18 protein-coding genes and 2 riboswitches are annotated in these 21,909 nt (G+C 65.4%); of the genes, 8 read left to right on the forward strand and 10 right to left on the reverse strand.

The window, feature by feature from the left end:
* Positions 1-147 precede the first annotated feature (147 nt).
* The 8 genes from QB898_RS00355 to bioB form a co-directional block, all read right to left on the reverse strand.
* Positions 148-807, reverse strand: a complete 660-nt coding sequence (locus QB898_RS00355; RefSeq protein WP_279523341.1) for a DUF2726 domain-containing protein — start codon at positions 805-807, stop codon at positions 148-150.
* Between the two features lie 689 nt (positions 808-1,496).
* Positions 1,497-2,507, reverse strand: coding sequence for an inorganic phosphate transporter (locus QB898_RS00360; RefSeq protein WP_102282932.1), 1,011 nt, complete (start codon positions 2,505-2,507; stop codon positions 1,497-1,499).
* 23 nt (positions 2,508-2,530) lie between these two features.
* Positions 2,531-3,178 carry a DUF47 domain-containing protein gene (locus tag QB898_RS00365; RefSeq protein ID WP_050715914.1) on the reverse strand — a complete coding sequence of 216 codons (648 nt, stop codon included), beginning with the start codon at positions 3,176-3,178 and terminating at the stop codon, positions 2,531-2,533.
* Between the two features lie 300 nt (positions 3,179-3,478).
* The gene (locus tag QB898_RS00370) at positions 3,479-5,923 is read right to left on the reverse strand and encodes an MMPL family transporter (RefSeq protein ID WP_279523342.1); all 2,445 of its coding nucleotides are present in this window, start codon (positions 5,921-5,923) and stop codon (positions 3,479-3,481) included.
* Positions 5,920-6,561 carry an outer membrane lipoprotein carrier protein LolA gene (locus QB898_RS00375; protein WP_279523343.1) on the reverse strand — a complete coding sequence of 214 codons (642 nt, stop codon included), beginning with the start codon at positions 6,559-6,561 and terminating at the stop codon, positions 5,920-5,922. The genes QB898_RS00370 and QB898_RS00375 overlap by 4 nt, the downstream gene beginning before the upstream one ends.
* A complete protein-coding gene (locus QB898_RS00380; protein ID WP_279523344.1) occupies positions 6,530-7,525 on the reverse strand; it encodes a lysophospholipid acyltransferase family protein in 996 nt (331 codons plus the stop codon). The genes QB898_RS00375 and QB898_RS00380 overlap by 32 nt, the downstream gene beginning before the upstream one ends.
* Positions 7,522-7,884, reverse strand: a complete 363-nt coding sequence (locus tag QB898_RS00385; protein WP_279523345.1) for an ApeI family dehydratase — start codon at positions 7,882-7,884, stop codon at positions 7,522-7,524. Before QB898_RS00385 ends, QB898_RS00380 begins: the two co-directional genes overlap by 4 nt.
* Positions 7,885-8,353: 469 nt before the next feature.
* Entirely contained in the window at positions 8,354-9,379 is a 1,026-nt protein-coding gene (gene bioB, locus QB898_RS00390; protein ID WP_428982706.1) for a biotin synthase BioB, read from the reverse strand.
* 109 nt (positions 9,380-9,488) lie between these two features.
* Between bioB and QB898_RS00395 the strand changes: the two genes are divergently transcribed.
* The 5 genes from QB898_RS00395 (at position 9,489) to QB898_RS00415 (ending at position 16,170) form a co-directional block, all read left to right on the forward strand.
* Positions 9,489-10,166 carry a protein-L-isoaspartate O-methyltransferase family protein gene (locus QB898_RS00395; protein ID WP_279523346.1) on the forward strand — a complete coding sequence of 226 codons (678 nt, stop codon included), beginning with the start codon at positions 9,489-9,491 and terminating at the stop codon, positions 10,164-10,166.
* A gap of 53 nt (positions 10,167-10,219) precedes the next feature.
* On the forward strand, positions 10,220-11,221 hold the full coding sequence (locus QB898_RS00400; protein WP_279523347.1) for a glycosyltransferase: 1,002 nt from the start codon (positions 10,220-10,222) through the stop codon (positions 11,219-11,221).
* Between the two features lie 212 nt (positions 11,222-11,433).
* Positions 11,434-11,550: riboswitch (SAM riboswitch) on the reverse strand.
* Positions 11,551-11,865: 315 nt separating this feature from the next.
* Positions 11,866-12,216 carry a VOC family protein gene (locus QB898_RS00405; RefSeq protein WP_023133590.1) on the forward strand — a complete coding sequence of 117 codons (351 nt, stop codon included), beginning with the start codon at positions 11,866-11,868 and terminating at the stop codon, positions 12,214-12,216.
* A gap of 282 nt (positions 12,217-12,498) precedes the next feature.
* Positions 12,499-12,795: riboswitch (cobalamin riboswitch) on the forward strand.
* 94 nt (positions 12,796-12,889) lie between these two features.
* The gene (locus tag QB898_RS00410; protein ID WP_279523348.1) at positions 12,890-14,749 is read left to right on the forward strand and encodes a TonB-dependent receptor domain-containing protein; all 1,860 of its coding nucleotides are present in this window, start codon (positions 12,890-12,892) and stop codon (positions 14,747-14,749) included.
* On the forward strand, positions 14,746-16,170 hold the full coding sequence (locus QB898_RS00415) for a cobyrinic acid a,c-diamide synthase CobB (RefSeq protein WP_279523349.1): 1,425 nt from the start codon (positions 14,746-14,748) through the stop codon (positions 16,168-16,170). The genes QB898_RS00410 and QB898_RS00415 overlap by 4 nt, the downstream gene beginning before the upstream one ends.
* Positions 16,171-16,531: 361 nt before the next feature.
* Here QB898_RS00415 and QB898_RS00420 read toward each other — a convergent pair whose 3' ends face one another.
* Positions 16,532-17,122, reverse strand: a complete 591-nt coding sequence (locus QB898_RS00420) for a hypothetical protein (RefSeq protein ID WP_279523350.1) — start codon at positions 17,120-17,122, stop codon at positions 16,532-16,534.
* Positions 17,123-17,463: 341 nt separating this feature from the next.
* Between QB898_RS00420 and rng the strand changes: the two genes are divergently transcribed.
* From rng to QB898_RS00435, 3 genes are all read left to right on the forward strand, one after another.
* Positions 17,464-18,963 carry a ribonuclease G gene (gene rng / locus QB898_RS00425; protein WP_050716577.1) on the forward strand — a complete coding sequence of 500 codons (1,500 nt, stop codon included), beginning with the start codon at positions 17,464-17,466 and terminating at the stop codon, positions 18,961-18,963.
* 225 nt (positions 18,964-19,188) lie between these two features.
* Positions 19,189-19,389 (forward strand): hypothetical protein, encoded by a 201-nt coding sequence (locus QB898_RS00430; RefSeq protein WP_279523351.1) that lies wholly within the window; start codon positions 19,189-19,191, stop codon positions 19,387-19,389.
* Positions 19,386-20,675 (forward strand): MFS transporter, encoded by a 1,290-nt coding sequence (locus QB898_RS00435; RefSeq protein ID WP_279523352.1) that lies wholly within the window; start codon positions 19,386-19,388, stop codon positions 20,673-20,675. The genes QB898_RS00430 and QB898_RS00435 overlap by 4 nt, the downstream gene beginning before the upstream one ends.
* Positions 20,676-20,884: 209 nt before the next feature.
* On the opposite strand, the gene QB898_RS00440 is transcribed toward QB898_RS00435, so the two are convergent.
* Complete coding sequence (locus QB898_RS00440) at positions 20,885-21,697, reverse strand: sulfite exporter TauE/SafE family protein (protein WP_279523353.1); 813 nt, start codon at positions 21,695-21,697, stop codon at positions 20,885-20,887.
* Positions 21,698-21,909: the final 212 nt, after the last annotated feature.

Genomic DNA, 21,909 nt, shown 5'->3' on the forward strand with positions numbered 1-21,909 from the left:
CATGGGTTCTTCTGCGAAATTGATTCAGGTTAATTTATTCATGTGTAACCGTATGATGCAGGGTGCATCAAAGAAAAAAGCCCCGCCAGCTTCTGGCGGAGCTTTTGGTAATGGACGGTTTACAGGCCACCCGTCTTCTGCTTTTACTTACCGCGAAAGACTGTTGTGACGGCTATCGAAAGGTGCGAGGAAGGAGTCGTTCTGTTGCCAGCTTGCAGGGCCGCTGTCATTGCGGATATTGCGCTTGCGATCCAGCGCCTTGTGTAGCTGCTGGCGCGCCTGTTGCAGGCGTGCCAAGTCTGACGCAGTGCTGTCGTGGATGCCAAGAAAGCGCGAACGCAGAGCCTCAGCTGGCGGCAACGCTGCGCCTGGCGAAAGCAGAAAGTAGGCAATGCCGCATTGCGACAGCAACTGGTGCTTGAGATTGCTATGGGCTGCTGAAACGCCGCTAGGGCCTGCCACGTCCACACAGCCCAGCACGCGGCCTTCGTCACTGCAAATCGTGAAAGTGCAGTACAGACTGTTGAGCATCTCGAACCAGTCGCGCGCCTCTTCGCCCCGGCGTGGCACTGTAAAGCGGGTGATAGGCATCTTCACCATGATCATGCTTTCAGGAAAGATGTGCGCCAATTGCAGCCATACGCTGCGCTCCAGCGTGTTGAGCACGGGGCGAGCACTCAACGGCCACTGCTCAGGAGGCACGCGCAGCTTGCGCGCGGCATGGGCATGATGTTGCGCCTTGCCTTCATCCGATCGCCACAGCAGCCAGAAAGCGGCAATTGCAGCCAGCACAACCGCCAGCAGCACCAGCCAGAAAAACCAATGTTCAAACAGATTCATATCGCGCAATGCCTTGAATGTACGTAAGCGCAAACTCCATCATCATTGTTCGATTGTTCGTAACTTTCCATATTTTATTTGTTATGGCAACTCACTGTGTTTGCCTTGCTTCAGAGCTTCTGATTTTCGGGCAGTCTCATCATTTGCGCTGGCTTGGGACCGCTTCTGAGGGCGAGGTCATCCACAATTGCGTCAAACCAATGCAACAGTCATCAAGGCACAACAGAATTCAACAAGATGTGAGGCGTTGCTTGCTATCAGCAGCTTGTTGCAGAAAAGCGTAGAGGCCGACGGCGTAGGCGTTGCAGACACAGTCAAATAAACAGGAGCAGGAGCTTCATGCTGCTCCAACTGCCGGGAGCGCTTTTAAAAACAGAAGCAAATACAGGGTGCCCAAAATGACCCTGAGCGCAATTTTCACTAGGACGTATTGCTATCGATAAAGGAGCTAGAAAGTCCAGCCTACGAGCAGACTTTGAGTGCCTATCCATAGCTCATGCGTGAATGCGAAAGTGCGGATTCGCAGTCTTCTGGGGGGCGGCCTTGGGCGCCGCGAATCCTCGCTGGGTCTCAAGCAGGCTGCAAGGCTGTCTGCAATCTGCACCTTGCGGCCATCCCTGCCCGCTGTCCATCAAGGCCAGACTTTGAACAGGCTCTCAGAACAGCGCCTTGCTGAGCCAATAACCCAGCGCGGCCACGAAAGCGCTGGCCGGAATGGTGAGCACCCAGGCCCAGATGATGTTGCCTGCCACGCCCCAGCGCACGGCGGAGGCGCGCTGCGCGGAGCCTACGCCGACGATGGCGCCGGTGATAGTGTGTGTGGTGGACACGGGCACGCCCAGCGCGGTGGCGAAAAACAGCGTGAGCGCACCGCCCGTTTCGGCGCAAAAGCCGCCCACGGGCTTGAGCTTGGTGATCTTCTGCCCCATCGTCTTGACGATGCGCCAGCCGCCAAACATGGTGCCTGCCGCAATGGCTGCGTAGCAGCAAATCACCACCCAGACGGGCGGCGCGTCGGCCCCCGCCGCGCTGTAGCCGGTGGCCATGAGCAGCATCCAGATGATGCCGATGGTTTTTTGCGCGTCGTTGCCGCCGTGGCCCAGGCTGTAGGCCCCGGCGGAGAGCAGTTGCAGGCGGCGAAACCACCGGTCCACTTTTTTGGGGCGCATGCGGCGAAACAGCCGCGCCACCAGCACCAGCATGAGCGAGCCGAGCACGAAGCCCAGAAGCGGCGAGATGAAGATGAAGGCCACCGTTTTGAGAATGCCGCCGGCCAGCAGCACGCCCGCGCCCGCCTTGGCTGTGGCCGCGCCGACGATGCCGCCGATGAGCGCGTGCGAGGAGCTGCTGGGGATGCCGTAGTACCAGGTGATGAGGTTCCAGGCCACGGCGCCCGTGAGCGCGCCGGCGACCACATGCGCGTCCACCACGCCGGGCTGCACGATGCCCTTGCCCACGGTGGCGGCCACGGATAGGTGAAAGATGGCCACGGCCAGCAGGTTGAAGCAGGCGGCAAAAACCACGGCCTGCGTGGGGCGCAGCACGCCCGTGGAGACGACGGTGGCGATGGAGTTGGCCGCGTCGTGAAAGCCGTTCATGAAGTCAAACGCGATGGCCAGCGCCACCAGCATGACGACGGCCCACAGGGCCACTTGGGCGGTTTCCATGGATTTGGGGCCTTGGTCGCGGGTCAGGAGTTTTCGAGGATGACGCCTTCGATCTGGTTGGCCACGTCTTCGCACTTGTCGGTGACGGTTTCCAGCAGCTCGTAAAGGGCCTTGAGCTTGATCAGCTCGCGCACGTCAGGCTCTTGCCGAAAAAGCTTGCTCATGGCCTCGCGCAGCAGGCGGTCGCCCTCGGACTCCAGGCGGTCAATTTCTTCGCAGAACTTCAGCGCTGCATCGGCCGCCGCCTGCTCGGCCACGCGCGGCAGCAGGGCGACCGCGTCGCGCACGCGCTCGCAGCATTGCATGCACAAGGCGGTGAGCTGGGCCACTTCGGGCGTCATGTGCTGCACGTCATACAGCGTCATGGCTTCGGCGCAGTCTTGCAGCAAGTCGGCCACGTCGTCCATCTGGTTGATAAGGGCGTGGATCTGCTCGCGGTCGATGGGCGTGATGAAGGTGGTGTGAACCAGGCGCGTGACTTCGTGCGTAACGCGGTCGGCGGCGCGCTCGGCCCCGTCCACCTCGCGGGTGTGCTGCTGGCGCATCGCCGCATCGCCGTAGTGCTCCACCAGCCTGCCAAACGCCTGGGCCGCCTCGACCACGTGCTCAGCGTGCCGGTTGAACAGTTCAAAAAAATTGCCCTCCTTGGGCATCAGTTTGCTGAACAGCATGAAGTGAACCTTGTTGCGTTGGGTGGCGCTTGATGGCGCTCGAATAACCGGGGCAAACAAGTTTACTTGCGCCCGGCTGTGGGCTGCCCTGATCGCGGCGGAGCGGAGCTGGTGCACGGCTCGCCGTCAGACTCAAAAACAAGAGCGAATTTAAAGGTATAAAAAACGGGTTCTGCGCAGCTTCCACTAGGACCTCTTGCTATGGATATGGAAGCTAAACAACCGCAGCAAGCTCCTGGCCTGTCCGCTCTTTCGCGTCCCTGCGGGGCGGCTTGCAAACGGGCGCCGCAAGCCGGCAGCTCACGCGCGCTCTTTTTCCGGGCCGCACGCGGGCGGCTGGCGCGCGCTCCAGCTCATGGACAGCAGCAGCGCCAGCAGGGCGCCGGGGCCGACGGTGGCGCCGATGGCGTGGAGCACGGGCACTTGCGACAGGCCCAGAACGCCAAAGCCGATGAGGGTGGAAACGTTGGCCAGCGCGAGCGAGGCGAGGGCGGCGGCGCTGCCGCCTTCGCTTTGCGCGCCGCTGATGTTCTGGTTGAAAAACAGCGCGTAGTTGGAGCCGACGGCCACGATGAGCAGCAGGCCAATGAGGTGCAGCAGCGTCAGCGGCGTGCCCGCCAGCGCATGAGCGGCCATGACGAGCAGCACGGCGGCGGCCAGCGGCGGCAGCACGCGCAGCAGGGCGCGGGCGCTGCGCAGGGCGGCGGCCAGCACGGCCAGGATGGCCGCCGCGCCCAGGCTGGTAAAGAGCAGGGCCTCGTCCAGGTACTGGCCGAACAGGACGGCGGTCTGGGCGTCAAGGTCCAGGAAGAAGGGCGCGTCCGCTGCCGAATCCGCCATCGAATCTGCCGCCGTTTTTGCCGCCGCTTCTTCTGGCGCGCCCGCTAGCGCCTGGTCCACGGCGGCTTGCAGGCGGGCGATGCCTTCGGGCGCGAGCGTGTCCGGCAGGCGCAGGGGCAGCAGGGCGGCCCAGCCGCCTTCGCGCGGCAGCAGCAGGGTTTGCAAGGCGAAGTCAAAGCTGGCGCCTTGCAGGGCGCTGGCTGTCAGGGGCGGCTGCTGGCGGGCCTGCGCCACGTCTTGCACGAATGGCTCCAGGCGTTCGGGGCGGATGGGCAGGCCGCTGGTGGCCGCTTGCAGGCGCTGGCGCAAATCATCCGGCGCGGGCAGGGCGGCGCGGCGGGCGGCCTGGGCGGCGGCGCTAGGCAGAAAGCGCGCGGGGCTGTCGATGTGGAGGATGTCGCCGCGCTGCACCCAAGGGGCCAGCAGGCGCTCGGCGCGTTCGGCGGCGGCCAGCGCGCCGTCCGCCGTGGCGGCGGGGGCGATGACGAGAAAGCGCAGATCGGGCGCGCCCGCTTCGCCGCGCAGGCGTTCGTCGAGCTTTTGCAGCGCCAGCGGCGCGGGGTTGAGGCCCGACAGCCCCCGCGCCCAGAGCGCCGCCCCGTGGCTGATGACGATGAGCAGCGCCGCCGCTGCGCAGGCCGCCGCCGGCCAGCGCAGCGCCTGCATGGCGCGGCGCAGTGCGGCCATGCGCGCGCCCAGCCAGGCGATGCTGCCGGGCGGCACGGGCGCGGCGGGCAGCGCGGGCAGCACGTAGCGCGTGACGGCGGCGGCGGTGAGCAGCCCGGCCACGGAATACACGCCCAGCTGCGCCAGCCCCGGAAAGCTGGAAAACGCCAGCGCGGCAAAGCCGCACACCGAGGTGAGCACGCCCAGCCGGATGGTGGGCCAGTAGCTGCGCAGCCAGCGGGCGCGCTGGCGGGCGGCTTCAGGATGGCCGCCCGCGCCGCTTTGCACCAGAAAGTAGATGCTGTAGTCGATGGTTTCGCCCATGAGCGTGGTGCCAAAGCCGATGGTGATGGCGTGCACGGTTTCAAAGCCCAGCGCCACGGCGGCGATGGCGGCGGCAATGCCCGTGGCCACGGGCAGCAGGCCAATGAGCACGTTGCGCAGCGAGCGGTAGAAGGCCAGCATCATGAAAAAGACAGTGAGCGTGCCCGCCAGCGAGAGGCGCCCGACTTCGCTGCGGATGGTGCGGCGCGCGTCCACGGAAAAAACGGGCGCGCCGGTCATGAGCAGCCGCACGCCGGAGGCCGGGGGCGCAGCGGCCTCGAAAGCCGCTTGCAGCCGTGCCAGCGCGCGCTCCTGCGCGTCGGTATCGGCGCCGGGGGCGGCGGTCAGGGCCGCCAGCAGGGCCAGGCTGCCGTCGCCGCTGGCCCACACGCCTTCGCTGCTGTTGGGAAGAGGGCCGCCGGCCATTTGACTGATGAGCGCGCTCATCTCGCCAGTCGGGTCGCGCGGCAGCAGGGCCTTGAGCGCCAGCCCGGCGGAGCCGCCCAGCGCGGCGATGCTGCCTTGCAGGGCCGCGCGCAGCCCTTCGGGCGTGAAGCGTTCGGGCGTCACTTGCGGGCTGAGGGCGTAGCGCTGGGCGAGCAGCCAGGCTTCATCGCGCTCGCGGCTGGCGGCGTCGCCGTTGATGACGGCGGCAAAGGCATCGTCGGCGCGCAGCCGGGCGGCCAGATCGCGCGAGGCTTGGGCGCGCGCGGCGGGCGTGCCGCCTTGCAGGCCAATGAGCACCAGGCGCGAGAGCGCGCCGTCGCGTATCTGATCTACCAGCAGCTGCTGGCGCGCGCTGGGCCGGCTGGGCAAAAAGGCCGACATGTCGGTGCTGTAGCGCGCGCCGAGCATGGCGGCCACGCACGCGGCGGCCAGCAGCAGCCAGGCGGCGAGGATGGCGGCGCGCTTCACTTGGCGGCGGATGGAGCGGGCGCGGGCCGGATTTCCATCAGCGAGCGGTCGCCGTCGGCCTGCTCCATCTCCACGCTTTGCACCACGCCGCGCGCGCCACGGATGGTGACCTTGCGCAGCCAGCGGCGGCGCATCTGCTCGTCCAGCGGGGTGAGGGCCAGCTGCCAGCCGCCCTCGCTGCCCGCCAGCGCCAGCGCGTAGTGCGACTGCAAAAGCGCCTGGCTGCCCGCCAGCGCGCCGCGCAGGGCGGCCACCAGCACCTCCACCTCGGGGTACTGCGGCAGGCGCAGCTCGCGGCGCTGGCCGCCTTGCATCAGCGTCAGGTTCTTGCCGTTGATGATCATCGACTCCGCCTCGGGCTGGAGCGTGTGCTTTTCCAGCCGGTCCGGCGGGCTGTAGAGCAGCTCGCCGGAGCTGACCACCGGCTCGTCCAGCAGCGCGATGGTCTTGGTCTCGGTGAACGTGGCGCGGCCCGTGGGATGGCGCGCCAGCAGCTGCATCAGGCGCGGCACGTCCCAGCCGGGCGCTGCGGCGGCCGCAGACGGAGCGGAGCTGCCAGCCAGCGCGGCGGGCAGCCAGCAGCAGGCGGCCAGCAGCGCGGCGGCGCTAGCCAGGCGGCAGGGGCGGGGAAGACGCATTCCAGAAGTCATAGAAGTTGAACCAGTTCCACGGCGCTTGCAGACAGTGCGCCTCCAGCAGGGCCACGTAGCGTTGCAGGGCCTGGTCAAGCGCCTGCGCGCGCGCGCCAGCGGGCGTATGCGAGAAATCGGCCATCGGCTCGAACGCCAGATGGTATTGGTTGCCGCCCAGATACATGCCCGCCATGAACACCACCGGCGCGCGCAGCAGCGCCGCCAGCCGCAGCGGCCCCTGCGGAAAAGCGGCCTTATCGCCCAGAAACGGCAGCAGGCGCGCCTTGCCATCGCCCTCTTGCAGCGTGCGGTCGGCCAAAAAGCCCACGCAGCCGCCTGCGGCCATGTGCTCGTGCACGCGCAGCAGGGCATCGGGCTGGCCCAGGGCGATCACGCTTTCGGTCAGCTCGGGATTGATGGCCGCCAGCGTCTGCGTGACCATGCGCGCGTTATCCGGGTACATGAGCATGCGCACATCCAGCCCGTAGCGCCCGCCCAGCACGCGCAGCGCCTCGAAACTGCCAAAGTGCGCCCCCATGAAAACGATGCTGCGCCCCGCCTGCCGCAGGCCGATCACATGCTCAATGCCGCTCAGGCGCACGTCAAACAGCTCATGCTGGCCGCGCAGCCAATACACGCGGTCATGCACCACCGAAGCAAAAGCCAGCACATGCCTGAAACCATCGCCCATGCGCGCAGGGCGGCCCAGCGCACGGCGCAGAAAGTCGCGGCTGGCGCGCCGCGCCGCCGGGGCGAACAGCACGAAATACGCCGCAATGGGATAAAGGATGAGCCGGCTGACGCGCCGCCCCAGCCGCAAGGAAAGCCAGGTCATCAGCCGCAGCACCCACATGGAACTGCGCTCGGGCCGCTGCCGCCAGGCGCTGGCGGCGGATGGGGCGGCGCTGCCTGCTGCCAGCCGCTGCGGCGGCTCTACCGGAGCCTGGGGCGGGGCGGGGCTGCGGCTCATGCGCCCTCTTGCAGCGCCAGCGCGCCCGCGCACGCCAGCGCCGCGCCGTGCATCAGCGCAAAGCGCGCCAGATCCGGCTCCAGCCGCGCATGCAAACGCAGCAGCGGGCCGGGCGGCGTGGCGGGCACGGCGGACAAAAACTTGGCCTCGCGCACCGCCAGCACGCGCCGCCCGCAGGCCGCCTCCACCTGCGCCGCCACCGCATCCAGCAGCCACGCCCCCGGCAGGATGGGCCGCCCCGGAAAGTGCCCGTCAAACTGCCCCGCCTGCACGCTGGCCCGCCACTGGGCCAGCAGCGGCCAGTCAGGAAAGCCGCCAGCGGGCGGCGCAGCTAAAGAGTTGGCAAGAGAGCCGGTCATCAGGCGTTTTACCTTAAAAACAAGAGCGGATTCATGGAGTCAAAAATGGCTTCAGCGCACGTTCCACTAGGACATCATGCTATGAATCAAGGAGCAAATTATCGCCAAAGCCGCAGGCGGCCCCAAGCCTGCGCTTTTCGCACCCACGGACGCACCCACAGACGGATTGTGAGCAGGTTCTAACCGCCCGGCAGTGCGGCGCGCATGGTGTTGTTCACGCGGATTTGCCAGTCCGTCGCCTTGAAGGCAGCCCGCCTGCGCCGGAGCGCAAGGGAAAACTGCACCTTCGCGGGCGCCATGCCCGCCGTCTGGCCGGGCGGCGGGCCTCGCCATCCGTCAGCGAGGCGGCGGCCGTTTGTGCTTTTTCGCCTTTCACGCAGAAATGACGTGCCGCCGCAGAGCGCCCGAAGCCGCACTCCAAGTGCGCACTTGCCGCGCCTGCGGACAGGCTCTGAACAGGCCCCCAGACTCAGGGCCGGCCTGCGTCTGTGGCGCGCATGCCCAGACGCTTGAGCAGGCGGTGGTCGTCGTCGGCGTCGGGGTTGGGGGTGGTCAGCAGCTTTTCGCCCAGGAAGATGCTGTTGGCGCCGGCCAGAAAGCACAAAGTCTGCATGCCGTCGTCCAGCTGGCGGCGGCCTGCGGCCAGGCGGATGCGCGCGCGCGGCATGGTGATGCGGGCCACGGCAATCATGCGCACGAACTCGAAGGGGTCCACATCGGGCGCGTTCTCCAGCGGCGTGCCGGGCACTTTCACCAGGTTGTTGATGGGCACGCTGTCGGGGTATTGCGGCCATAGGTTGGCCAGCTGCTCAATCAGCTCGGCGCGCTGGCGGCGCGTTTCGCCCATGCCGATGATGCCGCCGGAGCACACGTTGATGCCCGCCTCGCGCACGCGGCGCAGGGTTTGCAGCCGGTCTTCGTAGCTGCGGGTGCTGACCACGTTGCCGTAAAACCCGGGCGAGCAGTCCAGGTTGTGGTTGTAGTAGTCCAGCCCGGCGGCCTTGAGCTGCTCGGCCTGCCCAGGCTCGAGCATGCCCATCGTGGCGCAGGCTTGCAGCCCTTCCTGCTTGACGATGTGGATGAGTTCGGCAATGGCGGGCATGTCGCGCTCCTTGATGCCGCGCCAGGCCGCGCCCATGCAAAAGCGCTGCGCGCCTGAAGCCTTGGCGGCCCGCGCGGCCTGGCGCACCTGGTCGGCTTCCATCAGTTTGCTGGCCTTCAGGCCCGTGTCGTGGTGAGCCGATTGCGAGCAGTAGCCGCAGTTTTCCGGGCAGCCGCCCGTTTTCACCGACAGCAGCGAGGAAAAATCCACTTCATTGGCGTTGAAGTGCTGCCGGTGCACCTGCTGGGCCTGCCACATCAACTCGGGAAAAGGCAGGTTCAGCAAGGCTTCGATTTGCTCCACTTTCCAGCGGCCCGTGCCAGCCGGGGCGGCCGGCTGGGCAGGGCGGGGCATGAAGTGCAGCGGCTGGGGCTTGTCAAGCGTGGCGTGCATGGGGCTTGTCTCCTGGTTTGCGTGGGTGGCTGCGTGTGCGGCATGCCTGTGAAAAGAGGTGGAAATTCTAGAATTCATCTCTTTTTGCCCCTCTGCTGGAAAACCCGCGATGAACCTGGAAAAAGCACGCTTCAACATGATCGAGCAGCAAGTGCGCCCCTGGAATGTTTCAGACGAGCGCGTGCGCCAATTGCTGGCCGAAGTGCCGCGCGAGGCTTTCGCCCCCGCCAAATACCGCGACTTGGCCTTTGCCGACATCGAGCTGCCCCTGCTGGATGACGAAACCCTGGCGCGCCAGCGCGGGCAGGTGATGCTGCCGCCGCGCGTGCAGGCCCGCCTGCTGCAAGAGCTGCGCCTGCAAGGCGGCGAGCGCGTGCTGCACGTGGGCACAGGCTCGGGCTACATGGCCGCGCTGCTGGGGCGGCAGGCCGCCAGCGTGTTCACCATTGAAATCGACAACGCCATTGCCGCCTTCGCCCAGGCCAATTTGCAACGCGCGGGCGCAGGCAACGTGCAAGTGCTGGCAGGCGACGCCGCGCAGACCGCGCCGCTGCCGCAAGGGCCGTTTGACGCCATCGTGCTCTCCGGCTCCGTGGCGCGCGCGCCGCAGCACCTGATTGCGCAGCTGGCGCCCGGCGGGCGGCTGCTGGCCATCACAGGCGACGAACCCGTGATGCGCGCCACCCTCGTGCAACTGCAAGGCGAAGGCGTGCGCCTGACCCAGCCGTGGGACTGCGACGCGCCGCGCCTGATGAACTTTCCGGACACGCCCGTCTTTCACTTCTGACGCTGCTCCCCTAACGCCGCTCCCGTGCTGCCCCTTCAGCCACCGGCCTGCCCGTGAAAATCCTCCACATCCTGCTCACCGAAACCCCCCTGCCGCCCTTGCGCTACGGCGGCACCGAGCGCGTGATGTGGGCGCTTTCGCTGGGCCAGCAGGCGCTGGGGCACGAAGCGCGCTTTCTGGTGCGCGCCAACCCGGCCGGCCACCCCGCCGCCCAGGTGTTTGACGCCGCCCGCCCGCTGGAGGCGCAGATTGAAGGCTGGGCCGATGTGCTGCACTTTCACTGGCCTTATGACAACGCGCACGGCCTGGTGCGCACGCCTTACGTCTGCACCGAGCATGCCAACCGGTCAAGCCGCCAGCCTTACCCCGTCAACACCATCTTCCTGTCGCAAAAGCACGCGCGCATTCACGGCGCGCAGTGCCACGTGTACAACGGCCTGCACTGGCCCGATTACGGCGAGCCGAATCTGAATGCGCCGCCGCCCGCCGCGCGCTACGCGCACTACCTGGCCAAGGCCGCCAACCGCAACAAAAACCTGCAAGGCGCCGTGCGCATCGCCCGCCGCGCTGCGCTGCCTCTGCACGTAATGGGCGGGCGGCGCTGGAGCCTCAAATCCAACTTCTACTTTTACGCCGGGCGCGATGTGCGCTTTCACGGCATGGTCGGCGGCGAGCACAAGCTGGAACTCATCCGCCGCTCCAGCGCGCTGCTCTTTCCCGTGCTCTGGCACGAGCCATTTGGCTTGGCCATCATCGAAAGCCTGTACCTGGGCTGCCCCGTCATCGCCACGCCTTACGGCTCTTTGCCCGAGCTGGTGAGCGAAGAAACCGGCTTTCTGTCTGACAGCGAAAGCGCCCTGGCCCAGGCCCTGGCCGGTGCAGGCCGCTTTGACCGCCGCGCCTGCCATGAAAGCGTCAAGCGCCGCTTCAGCCATCTGGCCATGGCCCGCGCCTACCAGCAGTGCTATGAGCGCGTGCTGGCGGGCGAAGCCCTCAATCCGGCGCCGCCCGTGGCGCAAGGGCTGGAGTCTGTGCCCCGGCGGCTGCGGGCGTAGAGCCTGCGCCCACGGACAGCGTGCCAACAGGCTCCGAAAGACGGCGCCCTTCACGCCAGGCCCATGAACATGCCATCGCGCTGCCGCAGGCAAAGGGAAAGCAGCAAGATTTTCCCAGAACGCTACCCGCGCTTCATCGGATTTATGCGCGGGGTTGGGGGTAGGGGCTAGCGGGTTTGTGAACGAGAAGGGGCTGGGCAGTCCCACAGTATCTCCCATCGGTTGCTGGCGTTAGCACCTTCGGCGTTATGAGGGCGCATGATGCGCCACCGCAGGCGAGGTTGCTGCGACGTCGTCGAGCCAGGTCTCTCGGTCGCTCTAGATGGATTACCAATCTAGTAAACCCTGTAGCTGCCGCAGGTGCAAAGGCATCCTGTCATATTGCGTGTGTGCACGCCATGTTCGTAACATTCCGCAATATTTGTTTGATCCCGCACCCAGAGATTAGCTCTCGTGTCGCATACACCCCAGGCGTACAGCCTGCCAGGCGGAGAAACTCTAACCCGCAAATCTAATGAGCTTTGCCTGTGTTTAGACTTAAACCCGTTCTTAATCTTGCCCTGTAGGCTTGCATCTCTTGATAGGCTTCATCGTAAGTGCCTGAAGATTGAGCCAAAATAAAACACTCACGGAAGGGGCGTCTGATGGCTGTTAAGCGTATCGTTACTAATCTTGCCGCTGATAAACCTGAGTCAGCTGCTGCTTTTTACCGGGACATCCTGGGCCTGGAGCTGCTCATGGATCACGGATGGATACAGACTTATGGCAATGCGGAAACTACGACTGTGCAGGTCAGCATAGCTAGTGAAGGCGGATCAGGTACTCCGGTGCCTGATTTATCGGTTGAAGTAGATAATCTTGATGAAATCCTCGCCCGCATTCATGCGGCAGGTATTGCGCTTGAATACGGTGTTGCTGAAGAGCCCTGGGGCGTGCGGAGGTTTTTTGTTCGCGATCCGCTGGGGAACCTGGTGAATATTTTGCAGCATATGTAGCAGCAGCCAGCTCCTGCCAAGTCTGTTCACAACCTGCATGAGAAGGCGAGACCGCGCGTGAAAAAGGAAGAAGGAAAGGGCAGAATTTGCTTCCAAATTTGGAGCATGATGTCCTAGTGGAACCTGCGCAAGAGCCGTTTTTCAACCCTTCAGATTTGCTCCTGTTTTCAATGCGCCCTGCGGCTTTGCCAAAGCAATGGATGGAGCGCTTTCCACGCGGGCCGGCCCTTGCCGCCCTGCTTTTCAGGGTAATCCGCAGCAACGTTTTCCTTGAACAGCTTCTTACAATCTGACGCTGTTGGTGCCTGCGCTGCCGTTCTGGCGGCGCGGTTCAACGGGAAGCAGGAAGGCCCCGGAACCTCGTTTCCAAAGCCCAACCTGCGCTGCCCCCGCAACGGTAAGCGGCATGCGGCGCGGCCAGAACCTGTTCAGGGTTTTGATCGCGCCGCAGCTTCGTTCCCACCCTCGCCACGGCCTAGGCGTGCCTGCTTTGCTGGCAGGCGGCGCGCCTGCCAGCCGGAAGGCCGGGCGCGAAGGCAAGCCGCCAGCCCGGATACCGGCCAACAACAGGTGGCCCGCGCGCGGCGCAACAGCGCTGCCGCGCGCGGGCCGTGATTGCCCTTCATGCTGGCGGGGAAGCCAGCCGGGGCTGTTTCTCAAGCTGTTTTTCCTCATGACTTCTCGCCTTTATCCGCCTGCGCGCGCTTCGGCGCTGGCTGCTGCCTGCCTGCTGGCCGCCGCGCCTGCTGTTGCCGCTGCCGCTGGCGGCCACGATGAACGCTCTTTTTCCTCTTCTTCCACCTTGCCTGACGTGGTGGTGACCACCACCCGCAGCACGCAGCCGCTCACCGACGTGCTGGCCGATTTCACGCTGATTGACGAGCGGCAGATTGCCCAAAGCGGCGCGGCCACCGTGGCCGACATGCTGGCGCGCCAGCCGGGGCTGGAGATGACGCGCAATGGCGGCCCCGGCACGGCCACTTCCGTGATGATGCGCGGTGCCGAGAGCCGCTTTATCGCCGTGTATGTGGACGGCGTGCGCATGGACTTGCAAATTGGCGGCGCGCCGTGGGAGGCGCTGCCGCTGGCGCAGGTGGAGCGCATTGAAATCGTGCGCGGCCCGGCGGCGGCCGTGTATGGCTCTGACGCCATTGCGGGCGCAGTGCAAATCTTCACCCGTCGCGCCACGCGCGAGGGCTTCGCGCCCTACGCCGGCGTGGGCGCAGGCAGCCGCGGGCTGTGGAAGGCCGACGCGGGCTTTACCGCCAAAAGCGGCGCGGCCGATTACGCGCTGGGCGCGTCGCACGAGCAGGCCAAGGGCTACAGCGTGCGCACCGGCGGCAACCCTGACCGCGACGGCTGGCGCAACACCAACGCCAGCGCCAGTGCGGGCTATCAGCTCAATGACCAGCACCGCCTGCAAGCCAGCGCCTTGTGGGGCCGCATGAAGGCGCAGTACGACGACTTCACTTCCAGCCCCGCCAACTGGGCCGATGACTGGGGCGACAACCGCGTGCAAACGCTCGCTGGCACCTGGGCCGCCCAGTGGAGCCGCGCCTGGCGCACCACCGCCACCCTCAGCCACGCGGGCCAGCGCTATGAAACGCGGCCATCGCCCTACCTGAACAAAACGCGCCAGCGCACCGCCCAGCTGCACAGCGAATGGCGCGAAGGCCCGCACCTGGCCGCCGCCACGCTGGAGCGCCGCCATGACCATCTGGAAAACGACCCCATCGTCCGCAGCCGCCACCAGACCTCGCTCAATTTCATCTACGGCTTCAGCCACGGCCCGCACACCCTGCAAGCCAATTTGCGGCGCGAAGACGACAGCGACTTTGGCGGCCACACCGGCGGCAGCCTGGCCTACGGCTGGCGCTTTGCGCCCGAATGGCGCGTGAGCGCCGCCGCCGGGCGCGCCCTGCGCATGCCCACGCTCTACCAGCGCTTCAGCCAATACGGGCAGGCGGGCCTCAAGCCCGAAACGGGCCGCAACGTGGAGCTGGGCCTGCACTGGGCGCGCCAGGGCAGCCAGATCGACCTGACCGTGTATCGCAACCGCGTGCGCAACCTCATCGTCTTTGGCGCGGCAGGCCCTTGCGCCGCCAGCTTTGGCTGCTACCACAGCATCGGCCGCGCGCAATACGAAGGCGTGGCCTTGAGCGGCACGCACCGCATCGCATCCGTGCGACTGACGGCCTCCATTGACGTGCAGCGCCCCAAAGACCTGGACAGCGACAAGCTCCTGCCCCGCCGCTCGCGCCGCATTGCCAAACTGGCCGCCGACACGCGCATTGGCCTGTGGGATGTGGGCGCCGAATGGCAGGCCCACTCGCGCCGCTTTGACGACCGCGCCAACCGCAACGCCATGGCGGGCTACGGCCTGCTCAACCTCTACGCCAGCGCCACCTTCGCGCGGCAATGGACGCTGCTGGCGCGCATCGACAACGCCACCAACACCCGCTACGAAACCGCGCGCGGCTACCCGCAGCCCGCCCGCAGCTTCTACGTGGGCCTGCGCTGGGCCATGCCGTGAGCGCCAAAGCCGCCGCCCTGCTTGTGAGCGCCCCCTCATCCGGGCAGGGCAAAACCACCGTCACCGCCGCCCTGGCCCGCCTGCACGCGCGGCAAGGGCGGCGCGTGCGCGTCTTCAAATGCGGGCCGGACTTTCTCGACCCCTTCTGGCACCAGCTCGCCAGCGGCCAGCCCGCGCACAACATCGATTTGTGGATGACCGGCGAAGCCGACGCCCGCCAGCGCCTGCGCCAGGCCGCGCAGCAAGCCGACGTGATGCTGGTAGAAGGCGTGATGGGCCTGCACGACAGCGACCCCAGCGCCGCCGACCTTGCGCGGCGCTTTTCTCTGCCCGTGCTCGCCGTCATTCAGACAGGCCGCATGGCGCAAACGCTGGGCGCCATCGCCCACGGCCTGCGCCACTGGGGCGAAGACACGCGCGGCCCCTTGCCCTGGGCCGGCGTGCTGGCCAACGGCGCGGCCAGCGACAGCCACGCCCGCCTGCTGCGCCAGGCCCTGCCTGACAGCGAATGGCTGGGCCACCTGCCGCAAAGCGCCGCCATGCACCTGCCCGAGCGCCACCTGGGCCTGATCGCCGCCCACGAAATGCCCCGCGCCGAAGCCCTCGCGCGGCTGGACGCCGCCGCCGACCTGCTCGCCGCCACGCCCCTGGGCCAAATGAGCCTGGCCGAATGGCAAGCGCGCTGGCCCGCCGCCTTTGATGCGCCGGATGCGCCGGATGCGCCGGATTCAGGCGGCGCGCCCGAATCGGCCGACGCACCCGATTTGCCCGCGCCTGAAGACAACGCAAAGCCGCTGGCCGGCCGCGTCATCGCCATCGCCCGCGACGCCGCCTTTGCCTTCATCTACCCCGCCAACGTGCAAACCCTGCACGCACTGGGCGCGCGCGCCGTCTTCTTCTCGCCCCTGGCAGGCGACGCCCTGCCCGCGTGCGACGCCCTCTGGCTGCCCGGCGGCTACCCCGAACTGCACGCCGCCCGCCTGGCCGCGCGCAGCGACCTGAAAGCGCAACTGCACGCCCACGCCGCCGCAGGCAAACCCATCTGGGCCGAATGCGGCGGCATGATGGTTCTGTTCGAGCGCCTGACGGACGCCAGCGGCCACACCTGGCCCCTCTGGGGCCTGCTGCCCGGCGAAACCGCCATGCAAAAACGCCTCGGCGGCCTGGGCATGCAGCAATGGGCCATGCCGGCAGACAGCGCCAGCCACTTTCTGCCGCCCTTGCCCCCTCTTCGCGGCCACACCTTCCACTACTCCGCCGCCCGCACACCGCTGTCGCCCATCGCCCACACCCGCCCGGCCCCCGGCAGCGCCCGCACCAGCGGCGAAGCCATCTACCAGCACGGCAGCGTGCGCGCCAGCTACTTTCACGCCTGGCTGCCCAGCAGCCCGCCAATGGCAGCCTGGCTGTTCGGGGCGTGAGGCGGAGATTGGCCTGGCGCGCAGCCGCCAAGATTGGCCGCGCTTATTTCAAAATCCTTCAAGAATCAGATTATCAAGAGCTATCTTTTGCCAGCTCATCTGATTGGCGGAAGTGAAGAAAACAAAGCGGCCGTTTTGTGCCCTGCAAAATACGGGGATTCTTCTTGATCGGCGAAGAATTCATTCAGCTTCATCTGCTGGCCAGGCGATATTTCTCGTTTGAATACGGAAAATAGTTATCCGAAAGTCATCGATAGCTTGTTTCAGGCGGAGCGCCATAATCCAAAAAAACAGCTTAGGATCCTCAAGCATTGTTTCCAGGCAATTTCATTGCAAACATCAGTATATTGCCGATTGGCATCTATGAGCGCTGAATATCATTAAAAAATCCATCATGATAGAAGTTTTCCTTTGGTTCATTTTCTAATGCCATGTCAAACAATAATTTCAATGTCCATTGAGAGGGTGTTACAATATCATCAGGATTGATTTCTGCATCATGGGAATACATGTCAGGGAGGCATTCGCAATGAACAAGCCACCATTTTTCTATCTTGCATAGTAAATTCGTTAGGCAAAAAAATTTGTTGAAATCTATGTTTTTGCCTGCATCGGCAATAAATGAAAGAGGATTGTGAGCCAATTCATTCCTGTGCTTTCTTATTTCATCAAAATTCTTGATATCTGCTTGATCCATCGCTCCCAATTCTTTTAGCCATAATAGGGAAGCGTATACCCTGCTGTTATTTTTTGACAATACATCCTTTTTGTATTGTTCATTGATGGCATATTCGTCAGACTTGTTAATATCCATGAAAAAGGTTTTTGGAAGCCCGACAACTCTTTCTTTAAACATCTCAAAAGCCGTCAAGAAGAGAGAAATCGAAATCAAATTGGACTTTAGTGTCCTGGATGTTAAAAGTTTTCTCCAGCTTTCATTGGTATCGTTCATATTAAACCTTCTGCAAATAATAAGTGTGCCAAATCAGATTTGGTTTGAGTTCCAGACGGCCTCGTTATACATCCTTCAGACCCATCCCGTTTTCTGAACAACTTTGCCTGCAAATCTTCTCCAACGAGCAAGTTTTGCAGCGTTTGCTGTAGCCAGGCAGCAAGATTTGTCCGCTATGTAGGAGTTCACGCACGGCAACGATGGCAGCGGTGGTTTTTACCCTTGGGGCCTGCTCACAGCCTGGCCGTGAGGAGTAGCGGATCGAAATGGGCCGCAAAGCGCAGGCGGCGCGCTGGCCCGGCGGCAAAATTCCGGCTTCGCTCTGCCGGACGGCGCTCACCATGCAACAGGAAATTCTCATCAACTACACCCCCCAGGAAACGCGCGTGGCCGTGGTGGAAAACGGCGCGGTGCAGGAGCTGCACGTGGAGCGCGCGCTGGAGCGCGGGCAGGTGGGCGATATTTATCTGGGCAAGGTGGTGCGCGTGCTGCCGGGCATGCAATCGGCCTTTATTGACATTGGCGCGCAACGCACGGCCTTTTTGCATGTGGCCGATGTGTGGCAGCCCCCGGCGGCGGGCGAAGCGCCGGCGGCCCAGCGCAGCGCGCCGCAGCGGCCCATTGAAAAGCTGGTGTTCGAGGGGCAGGCGCTGATGGTGCAGGTGATCAAAGACGCCATTGGCGCCAAGGGGGCGCGCCTTTCCACGCAGATCAGCATTGCCGGGCGCATGCTGGTGTTTTTGCCGCAGGAGGCGCACGTCGGCATCTCGCAAAAAATTGCGCCCGCCCAGCGCGAGAGCCTGCGCCAGCGCGTGCAGGCGCTGGCGCAGCAAGCCGCGCTCGAATCGGGCGGCCGCGCGCGCGGCGGCTTCATCGTGCGCACCAACGCCGAAGATGCAGACGACGCCGCGCTGGCCGAAGACATTGCCTACCTGCGCAAAACCTGGGCCTGCATCCGCGAAGCGGCCTCGCGCACGCCGCCCGGCGCGCTGCTGCGCCAGGATTTGTGCCTGATGCAGCGCGTGCTGCGCGACATGGCCGGCGAGCACACGCAAAGCATCCGCATCGACTCGCAAGAGCAATTGCAGCGCCTGCTGCGCTTTGGCAACGAATTCATGCCGCAAGCGGCGCGCCTGCTGTCGCACTACAGCGGCGAGCGGCCCATTTTTGACCTCTACGGCATTGACGAAGAAATCACCCGCGCCCTGGGCCGCCGCGTGGAACTCAAATCGGGCGGCTACCTGGTCATTGACCAGACCGAGGCGCTCACCACCATCGACGTGAACACCGGCGCCTTCACCGGCGCGCGCAACTTTGGCGAAACCATCTTCAAAACCAATCTGGAAGCCGCGCAAGCCATTGCCCGCCAGCTGCGCCTGCGCAACCTGGGCGGCATCATCATCGTGGACTTCATCGACATGGCCACGCCCGAACACCAGCAAGCCGTGCTGGCCGAGCTGCGCCGCCAGCTCGCGCGCGACCGCGTGAAAACCACCGCCGCTGACGGTTTTTCGCCCCTGGGCCTGTTGGAGCTGACGCGCAAGCGCACCCGCGAAAGCCTGGCGCAAATGCTCAGCCAGCCCTGCCCCCTGTGCCAGGGCAGCGGCCGCGTGCGCACCGCCCGCACCGTGGCCTACGACATCCTGCGCGAAATCCTGCGTGAAGCCCACCAGTTCAACCCGCGCGAATTCCGCATCGTCGCCCACCCCGCCGTCATCGCCTTGCTGCAAGACGAAGAAAGCCAGCACCTGGCCAGCCTGTCCGACCACATCGGCAAACCCATCTCGCTGCAAGCCGAAAGCAGCCTGGGGCTGGAGAGCTTTGACGTGGCGCTGAGCTGATTGCCTTGCCCTTGCGCAGGCTTTTCAGCTCCTGAATCCATAGCATGATGTCCTAGTGGAAAGTGCGCGAAACGGCATTTCAGGGCGCTCAAATCCGCTCCTGTTTTTGATGGATGGCGGCTGGCGGGCCTGGTTCTTGCGCATGCCGTCCGGCGAAAATCTGCCCGCGCTGCAGGCTGGCCTGCTCTCGCCTTGCCTTTTTTGCGTTCTGACCGGAGCCACGCCATGTTCGGCATTGCAGACACCGTTACCTTCACCATTGCCGCCGCCGTGCTGATGGCGCTGCTCAATCTGAAAGGGCTGCTGTTTTTCCCGTCGATGATGGTGCAGCTCGTGGGCGCGCGCTACCGCAAGAGCGGGGCCGTGGGCAAGGGCGGCGTGGGCGCTTTGTTTCTGGCCTTCGCCGCCAAGCTGTGGACGGCATGAGCGCTGAAAGGATTGCGCGGCAGGACGGCGAAGCCAGCGCGGCAGGCGTGGCCGAGGGGCAGCCGTGGAAGCTGCGCTTCGGGGCCATTTTCACGGGCCAGGCGCTGTCGCTCACGGGTTCGGCGCTCACGCAATTTGTGCTGCTGTGGTGGATTACCGATACCACGGGCAGCGCGGCGGCGCTAGGCATGGCCGCGCTGGCGGCCCTGCTGCCGCAGGCGCTGCTGGGGCCGCTGGGCGGCACGCTGGCCGACCGCTACAGCCGCCGCTGGCTGATGGCGGCTTCTGATTTGGTGAGCGCGGCGTGCATGGCGGTGCTGATTGCGCTGTTTCTCACGCAGCGCGTGCAGCTGTGGCACATCTACGCCATGCTGGCTGTGCGCAGCGCCATGCAGGCGTTTCAGCAGCCAGCGGCGGCGGCCAGCACGGCCATGCTGGTGCCGGGCTACTTTCTGCCGCGCGCGGCGGGGCTGAACCAGTCGCTCATGGGCATCATGACCGTGGGCGCGCCGCCGCTGGGGGCGCTGGCCATGAGCGCCATGCCGCTGGGCTGGGCGCTGGCCATTGATGTGGCGACGGCGCTCCTGGGCATTGCGCCGCTGTTGTTTTTCACCATTCCGCAGCCCAGGGCCGCGCGCGGCGGCGGGTGGCGCAGCCTGTGGCGCGAGTGGCGCGAGGGCGTGCAAGCCGTGTGGCGGCACGCGGCGCTGCGCCAGCTCTATGCCCTGATCGGCGCGGCGGTGATGTGCGTGATGCCGCTGTTCACGCTGGTGCCGCTGCTGGTGAAAACGCACTTTGCGGGCGGCGCGAATCAGGTGGCGCTGATGGAGAGCCTGAGCGGCATCGGCATGATCGCCGGGGGCGCTTTCGTGGCCGCCTTCGCGCCGCAGCGGCGCATGCGCTGGTTTTTGTGGGGCTTTGCCCTTTCGGGCCTGACGATGGCGCTCACGGCGCTGGCCCCGGCAGACCAGTTCGGTCTGGGCGCGGCCTTCTGGCTGTTAAGCGGCCTGACGTTTGCCGTGGGCAACGCCCCTTTCATGGCCATGCTGCAAAGCGCGGTGCCCAACCACTTGCAAGGCCGGGTGCTGTCGCTGCTGAACACGCTCATCGGCCTGGCCGGCCCCGTGGGCCTGGCGCTGGCCGCGCCGCTGGGCGAGGCCTTGGGATCGCGCTGGCTGTTCGTGCTGCTGGGCGCGTGCGGCGGGCTGGTCATGCTGCTGGGCTTTGTCTCGCGCGCGCTGCGGCGCATGGAGCAGGGCGAAAGCGGCGGCTCCGCTGGCAGCTGAAAGCGCGCTCGCGGCCTGGCTATCAGGGGGGAGAAAAAAGCGGATGGCGCAGGCAGGGCCATCGGCAGAAAACAGGCCGCTATTTCGCTCTGCTATTCATAGCATGATGTCCTAGTGGAACGGGCGATGGGCGGCATTTTGCCCCTATCAAATCTGCTCCTGCTTTTGATGCTTCCAGGCGTCCGGAACGCCTGAGTCCGATGCGCCCGTCAGCCCAGCGTCTTGTGCAGCATGTATGCGCCCAGCGCGTAAAGCACCAGGCCAAACACGCGCTTGAGCTTGCCCACCGGCAGTGCATGGGCCGCGCGCGCGCCCAGCGGGGCCATGAGCACGCTGCACGAGGCAATGGCCGCCAGCGCGGGCAGCCACACATAGCCCAGCGACCAGGCGGGCAGCCCGCCGACGGACTGCCCGCCCGCGACATAGCCCGCCGTATTGGCCAGCGCAATCGGAAAGCCCAGCGCCGCGCTGGTCGCCACCGCTTGATGAATGGGCACGTTGCACCAGGTCATGAACGGCACCGATACAAACCCGCCGCCCGCGCCCACCAGCCCCGACAAAAAGCCAATCACGCCGCCCATGCCTGCCAGCCCCGCCGTGCCGGGCAGCTGGCGCGTGGCGGCGGGCTTTTTGTTCAGCAGCATCTGCGTGCCCGAAAAAAACACGAAAACCGCGAACACCACCCCCAGCGCAGGCCCCTTGATGAGGGCAAACGCCCCCAGGCTGGCCAGCGCCGCGCCCGCCACGATGCCCGGCGCCAGACGCCGGACCAGATCCCAGCGCACTGCGCCCCGCCTGTGATGCGCGCGCACGCTGCTGATGGAAGTGAAAACAATGGTCGCCATCGAAGTGGCGATTGCCATCTTCAGCGCCAGCTCCGCTCCCACGCCCTGCGCAGCCAGAATGGCCGAAGTAAACGGCACCAGAATCATCCCCCCGCCAATGCCCAGCAACCCCGCCATGAAGCCCCCCAGCAACCCCAGCAGCGCAAGCAGGGCAATGGACATCGGCTCAAGAGGCATGGCGGCGTGCTCCGGGCAATAAAAAAGCCGGCGAAGCGGCTTGGGGAAAGAGGGCGAAAGAGAGCGGAAAAGGTGTCTGCGGCTGCCGCCGGGCCGGCATCCTGAACCGGGGGTTCAGGGGGGCGGGGTCAGAAAGGCCTTGGGTTCGTCTGACGCGAGACGATCACGCCAGCCAGACGATATTCCCCACCCAGGCTCACAGGAGCATTGGT

This window comes from Ottowia cancrivicina (genome assembly GCF_029813755.1).
Lineage (GTDB): Bacteria > Pseudomonadota > Gammaproteobacteria > Burkholderiales > Burkholderiaceae_C > Ottowia > Ottowia massiliensis.

What these genes read in the sequence shown, in the direction of transcription:
- bioB (WP_428982706.1), bottom strand. Translation starts at nt 9,379, where the DNA reads ATGCACGCCACGCTTGACAAGCCCCAGCCGCTGCACTTCATGCCCCGC.
- QB898_RS00365 (WP_050715914.1), bottom strand. Translation starts at nt 3,178, where the DNA reads ATGCTGTTCAGCAAACTGATGCCCAAGGAGGGCAATTTTTTTGAACTG.
- QB898_RS00375 (WP_279523343.1), bottom strand. Translation starts at nt 6,561, where the DNA reads ATGCGTCTTCCCCGCCCCTGCCGCCTGGCTAGCGCCGCCGCGCTGCTG.
- QB898_RS00380 (WP_279523344.1), bottom strand. Translation starts at nt 7,525, where the DNA reads ATGAGCCGCAGCCCCGCCCCGCCCCAGGCTCCGGTAGAGCCGCCGCAG.
- QB898_RS00420 (WP_279523350.1), bottom strand. Translation starts at nt 17,122, where the DNA reads ATGAACGATACCAATGAAAGCTGGAGAAAACTTTTAACATCCAGGACA.
- QB898_RS00440 (WP_279523353.1), bottom strand. Translation starts at nt 21,697, where the DNA reads ATGCCTCTTGAGCCGATGTCCATTGCCCTGCTTGCGCTGCTGGGGTTG.
- QB898_RS00405 (WP_023133590.1), top strand. Translation starts at nt 11,866, where the DNA reads ATGGCTGTTAAGCGTATCGTTACTAATCTTGCCGCTGATAAACCTGAG.
- QB898_RS00395 (WP_279523346.1), top strand. Translation starts at nt 9,489, where the DNA reads ATGAACCTGGAAAAAGCACGCTTCAACATGATCGAGCAGCAAGTGCGC.
- QB898_RS00435 (WP_279523352.1), top strand. Translation starts at nt 19,386, where the DNA reads ATGAGCGCTGAAAGGATTGCGCGGCAGGACGGCGAAGCCAGCGCGGCA.
- QB898_RS00430 (WP_279523351.1), top strand. Translation starts at nt 19,189, where the DNA reads ATGTTCGGCATTGCAGACACCGTTACCTTCACCATTGCCGCCGCCGTG.
- rng (WP_050716577.1), top strand. Translation starts at nt 17,464, where the DNA reads ATGCAACAGGAAATTCTCATCAACTACACCCCCCAGGAAACGCGCGTG.
- QB898_RS00360 (WP_102282932.1), bottom strand. Translation starts at nt 2,507, where the DNA reads ATGGAAACCGCCCAAGTGGCCCTGTGGGCCGTCGTCATGCTGGTGGCG.
- QB898_RS00410 (WP_279523348.1), top strand. Translation starts at nt 12,890, where the DNA reads ATGACTTCTCGCCTTTATCCGCCTGCGCGCGCTTCGGCGCTGGCTGCT.
- QB898_RS00385 (WP_279523345.1), bottom strand. Translation starts at nt 7,884, where the DNA reads ATGACCGGCTCTCTTGCCAACTCTTTAGCTGCGCCGCCCGCTGGCGGC.